Genomic DNA, 4,672 nt, shown 5'->3' on the forward strand with positions numbered 1-4,672 from the left:
GCCCCGCCCCCTCGACCACTGCGGGGAGATCGAACAGCACTCCGCGCGCCTGCGGCGCACTCTGCAGAATGGTCGCCAGTACCGCCCCGTGGCCCCCGCCGACATCGACGGCGAGCCGGCAGCCGCTGAAGTCATACGCTTGCAGCGCAACCTCATTCGACAATCCGCTGGCGGCGGTCATGGCGTTGTTGAACACCTCGGCGAACTCGGGATCGGTGTCGAGATAGTCGAAGAACGGCATCCCGCGCAGCATGTCGGCGGCCGGCTCGCCGGTGCGCACCGAGTAGTCCAGGCTGCCCCAGTCCGCCCATCGCGCGGGGTGTCCGATGAAGAGCACCATGTCGCGCATCGATGCGGGAGTGTCGGCGCGCAGCGCCTGACCCACCGCCGTCAGCGCGAAGCGTCCGTCGCGTCGCTCGCGCAGTGCGCCGCGACTGGTCAGCGCGCGCATGAGCCGGTGCACGGCATCGGGATGGGCTCCCACCGCCTTCGCGACGTCGGCGGAATGCCGGGGGCCGCCGGCCAATTCGTCGGCGATACCCAACTTCGCCGCGACGTAGAGCACCTGCGTGGTCCACGCCCCCGTGGCGAGTTCGAGCAGTGCCACGTTGCCCGGGGCGGTGCGACGGTGCCACTGCGCCAACGTCGCGCGCACCCGATCGACAGCCCGGATCACCGCCACCGGCGGAAGAGTTCGTCCCATGGTCGTAGACCGTAAGCGGACCGCCTTGAACAATCCTTGGACGACGCTTGGCGCGAACTAGTCCAGGTAGTCGCGCAGAACCTGCGAACGGCTGGGGTGGCGCAACTTCGACATCGTCTTGCTCTCGATCTGCCGGATGCGCTCGCGGGTGACCCCGTACACCTGGCCGATCTCGTCGAGAGTGCGCGGCTGGCCGTCGGTGAGCCCGAAGCGCAACCGCACCACACCGGCCTCGCGCTCCGAGAGCGTCTCGAGCACCGACTGGAGCTGGTCCTGCAGCAGCGTGAACGACACGGCGTCCACGGCCACGACAGCCTCGCTGTCTTCGATGAAGTCGCCGAGCTGGCTGTCGCCCTCGTCGCCGATGGTCTGATCGAGCGAAATGGGCTCACGCGCGTACTGCTGGATCTCCAGCACCTTCTCCGGCGTGATGTCCATTTCCTTGGCGAGCTCTTCAGGAGTGGGCTCACGACCCAGGTCCTGCAGCAACTCGCGCTGGATGCGGCCGAGCTTGTTGATGACCTCGACCATGTGCACGGGGATGCGGATGGTGCGTGCCTGATCGGCCATCGCGCGCGTGATCGCCTGCCGGATCCACCAGGTGGCGTAGGTCGAGAACTTGTAACCCTTGGTGTAGTCGAACTTCTCGACCGCGCGGATCAGGCCGAGGTTGCCCTCCTGGATCAGGTCGAGGAACGCCATGCCGCGGCCGGTGTAGCGCTTGGCCAGCGACACGACGAGACGCAGGTTGGCTTCCAGCAGGTGATTCTTCGCCCGATCGCCGTCGCGGCAGATCCACATCATGTCGCGGCGCTGCGCGGCGGGAAGCTTCTCGCCCTTCTCGGTCAGCTCCGCCATGAGCTGCGTGGCGTACAGGCCGGCCTCGATGCGCTTGGCCAGCTCGACCTCTTCCTCGGCGTTGAGCAGCGCCACTTTGCCGATCTGCTTGAGGTAGGCGCGCACCGAGTCGGCGGAGGCGGTGAGCTCGGCGTCCTTGCGGGCCTGCCGAAGCGCCTCGGATTCTTCTTCGTCCCAGACGAAGTCGCCGGACGCCTTGTCCTTCTCCGACGGCTCGGCGATGTCGTCGTCGGCGCCGTCCTTGCCTGCAGCGGCGGCCTTGCCGGCTGCCGCTGGGGCCTCGGTGGCAGCCGCGGGGGTCTCGCCCTCGTCATCGCTGTCCTCGGCGTCGTCGCCGGCGCTGTCCTCGTCGACGTCGATGTCGTCGAGTTCGAGATCGCCGTCCTCGACGTCGATGTCCTCGCCGGGCTCGGCGTCGAGGTCGTCGTTGGAGTCCAGCTCCTCGGCGTTCAGATCCGTGTCGGCGGCGTCGCCCGCCTTCTTGGCTCGACCGCGTCCGGCGGGAGCGTCGGCGGCCTTGGCCGTGCGCTTGGCGGCCTTGGCCGGCGTGCTCTTGACCGCTTTCTTCGCGGGCGCCTTCTTCGCGGGAGTCTTGGCGGCGGTGCGCTTCACCGGCTCATCGGTTGCCGGGCTTGCCTTGATCGCTGCCACGTACACCCTTCCAATCGTGCGGGTTTCGGCGCGCGCGGATGCGCAACCGAAAAGTGTCGGCTATGTCGAATGTCGGCGACGATCTCTAGTGAGGATGCTCCGCCGCTCTCGGTGTAGGCGGCCGCCGTCGACCATTGTAACGACAGTGTGGGTGCGCACCGTGCCGAGCGGCAAATTTGACGCGCGCGCCGCGCTGGTTACTTGTGAGTAGCCGTGACGTCGACCTCGGCAGCCATCGCGGCGCCGACGATTCCTGCGCTGTTCTGCAGCGCCGCGGCGACGACCGGGGTGCGGTTCTCCAACAGCGGGATCCATTTGTCCGCCTTGCGGCTGATGCCGCCGCCGGCGATGAAGAGGTCCGGCCAGATCGCGTTCTCGATGGCCACCAACACCGTGGTGACCTCCTTGGTCCAGCGTTCGTAGCTCCAGTCCTTGCGCTCTTTGACCGAGCTCGCGGCGCGGTGTTCGGCTTCCTTGCCGCCCACTTCCAGATGGCCGAACTCGGTGTTCGGCAGCAGCGCGCCGTTGTGGATCACCGCTGAACCGATGCCGGTGCCGAACGTCAGCAGCACGATCACCCCGGTGTGGCCGCGACCGGCCCCGAACTTCTCCTCGGCGAGCCCGGCGGCATCGGCGTCGTTGAGCACGGTCACCGGCTGACCGCCCAGCGCCCCGCTGATCACCTCGCGCGCATTCGCGCCGATCCAGGACTTGTCGACGTTGGCCGCGGTCCGCACGATCCCGTCGGACACCACGCCGGGATAGGTGACGCCCAGCGACCCCTCCCAGTTGAAGTGCTTGACCACCTCGGCGATGGTGGCGGCGACGGCGTCGGGGGTGGCCGGCTGCGGGGTGAGCAGCTTGAAGCGCTCACCGATCAGGGTCCCGGTCTCGAGGTCGACGATGCCGCCCTTGACGCCGCTTCCGCCGACATCGATGCCCAATCCGCGGCGCTGCGAGCCGCTTTCGGATGCGACGGCAGGTGAGTCGGTGGCAGTCATGCAAGCTCCTCTGCGCAGGTGGGCGGCCACGGTGCTGCCCACCCTATCGGCTGGCCAATCGCGGTGGGCGGCACTCGCCCATCCCGAGCCGCCGTCGCGCGCGCCGGTGTGCTGCGATGGTCGGTGTGAGCGAAATCGACACCGAGCCACTGGCCGTCGCAGCAGTCGCCCAGCGGCTCGCCGAAGAAGCCGCGGCGTTCGTCCTGCGGCGCCGCGCCGAGGTGTTCGACCAGGCCAGTCAGGCCGACGCAGATGCCGCGATCCGGTCCAAGAGCACGCCCACCGACCCGGTCACCATCGTCGACACCGAGACCGAGCGTCTGCTGCGGGAGCGGCTTGCGCAGCTGCGCCCGGGTGAGCCGATCCTGGGAGAGGAAGAGGGGGGACCCGACGGCAGACACGATGATCGCCTGACGTGGGTGCTCGACCCGATCGACGGCACGGTGAACTTCGTCTACGGCATCGAGGCATTCGCGGTGTCGATCGGCGTGCAACGCGGTGGGGTGTCAGTCGCCGGAGCAGTCGCCGACGTCGCGCACGGCGCCGTCTACGCCGCCGCGGCGGGCCACGGAGCGTGGGTGGTGCGGGCGGGGCAGACCACGCGGCTGCACTGCAGTGGGGTGTCGTCGTTGCCGATGGCGTTGGTGGGCACCGGGTTCTCGTATCAGCCCGAGGATCGCCGGCGCCAAGGTGCCGTGGTGGCCGCGCTGCTGCCGGAGATCCGGGACCTGCGGCGGATCGGCTCCTGCGCCCTGGACCTGTGCATGGTGGCCGCGGGCCGGCTCGACGCCTACTTCGAAGACGGCGTGCACCTGTGGGATTGGGCGGCCGGGGCATTGATCGCCGCGGAGGCGGGCGCGGTGGTGCGGGCGCCGACGGGGGTGGGTGCCGGACTGATGGTGGCGGCCGCACCCGGGGTGGCCGGTGAGTTCGACGACGTCCTGCGCCGCTGTGGAGTGGACCTCGACAGCGACGGGGACCGCTGAGGTCAGCAGGTCTGCGTGTGGATCTTGGTCAGCAGCGACGGATCCGCGGGAGCGGTCGCGTCGGGCATGAGGCTGGCCAGCACCGCGTCGATGTCGTCGCTGTGGGCGAGTTCGGTGAAGTCGGTTCCGATCGCCAGATCGACGGTGTCGTCCTGGCGCTGATCCTGGAACAGCTCAGTGCACGGCGCGACCAGCCACACCGACGCCGCGGCGGCACGGCCGGCGGGGCCGAACCGGATCTGGCCCTGGCACTGCAGGCGGCCGTTGGCGTAGACGGGGTCGTTGGCGGCCTCGGGTTCGGTGAAGCCGAGATCACGCAGGGCGCCGGCCACTTCGGCCGCCTGACCGCCCTGACCGCTCGCGTTGAGGACCTTGATCCGTGTGTCGGCGAGTTTGGCGGGGGTGACGTCCGTCATCGTCGAGCGGGACACCTGCTCCCCGAGCGTCGGGGTGGGCGCGTTGGGGTCGGCGGG

Annotated in this window: 5 protein-coding genes; 1 reads left to right on the forward strand and 4 read right to left on the reverse strand. The window is 69.2% G+C overall.

Annotated elements, in window-relative coordinates:
* The 3 genes from DMB80_RS27560 to ppgK all read right to left on the reverse strand — a co-directional run.
* Positions 1-703 (reverse strand): acetylserotonin O-methyltransferase (locus tag DMB80_RS27560; protein WP_240431419.1); only part of this gene is annotated, 703 nt, incomplete at its 3' end.
* Positions 704-760: 57 nt separating this feature from the next.
* Complete coding sequence (locus DMB80_RS27565; protein ID WP_111512735.1) at positions 761-2,212, reverse strand: RNA polymerase sigma factor; 1,452 nt, start codon at positions 2,210-2,212, stop codon at positions 761-763.
* A gap of 197 nt (positions 2,213-2,409) precedes the next feature.
* Positions 2,410-3,213, reverse strand: a complete 804-nt coding sequence (gene ppgK / locus DMB80_RS27570) for a polyphosphate--glucose phosphotransferase (RefSeq protein WP_046366507.1) — start codon at positions 3,211-3,213, stop codon at positions 2,410-2,412.
* A 125-nt stretch (positions 3,214-3,338) separates the two neighbouring features.
* Between ppgK and DMB80_RS27575 the strand changes: the two genes are divergently transcribed.
* Positions 3,339-4,199 carry an inositol monophosphatase family protein gene (locus DMB80_RS27575; protein ID WP_205538983.1) on the forward strand — a complete coding sequence of 287 codons (861 nt, stop codon included), beginning with the start codon at positions 3,339-3,341 and terminating at the stop codon, positions 4,197-4,199.
* Positions 4,200-4,201: 2 nt separating this feature from the next.
* Here the strand turns inward: DMB80_RS27575 and cei are convergent.
* Positions 4,202-4,672 (reverse strand): envelope integrity protein Cei (gene cei, locus DMB80_RS27580; RefSeq protein ID WP_111512736.1); only part of this gene is annotated, 471 nt, incomplete at its 5' end.

The organism is Mycobacterium kyogaense (assembly GCF_003254575.1).
Classification (GTDB): domain Bacteria; phylum Actinomycetota; class Actinomycetes; order Mycobacteriales; family Mycobacteriaceae; genus Mycobacterium; species Mycobacterium kyogaense.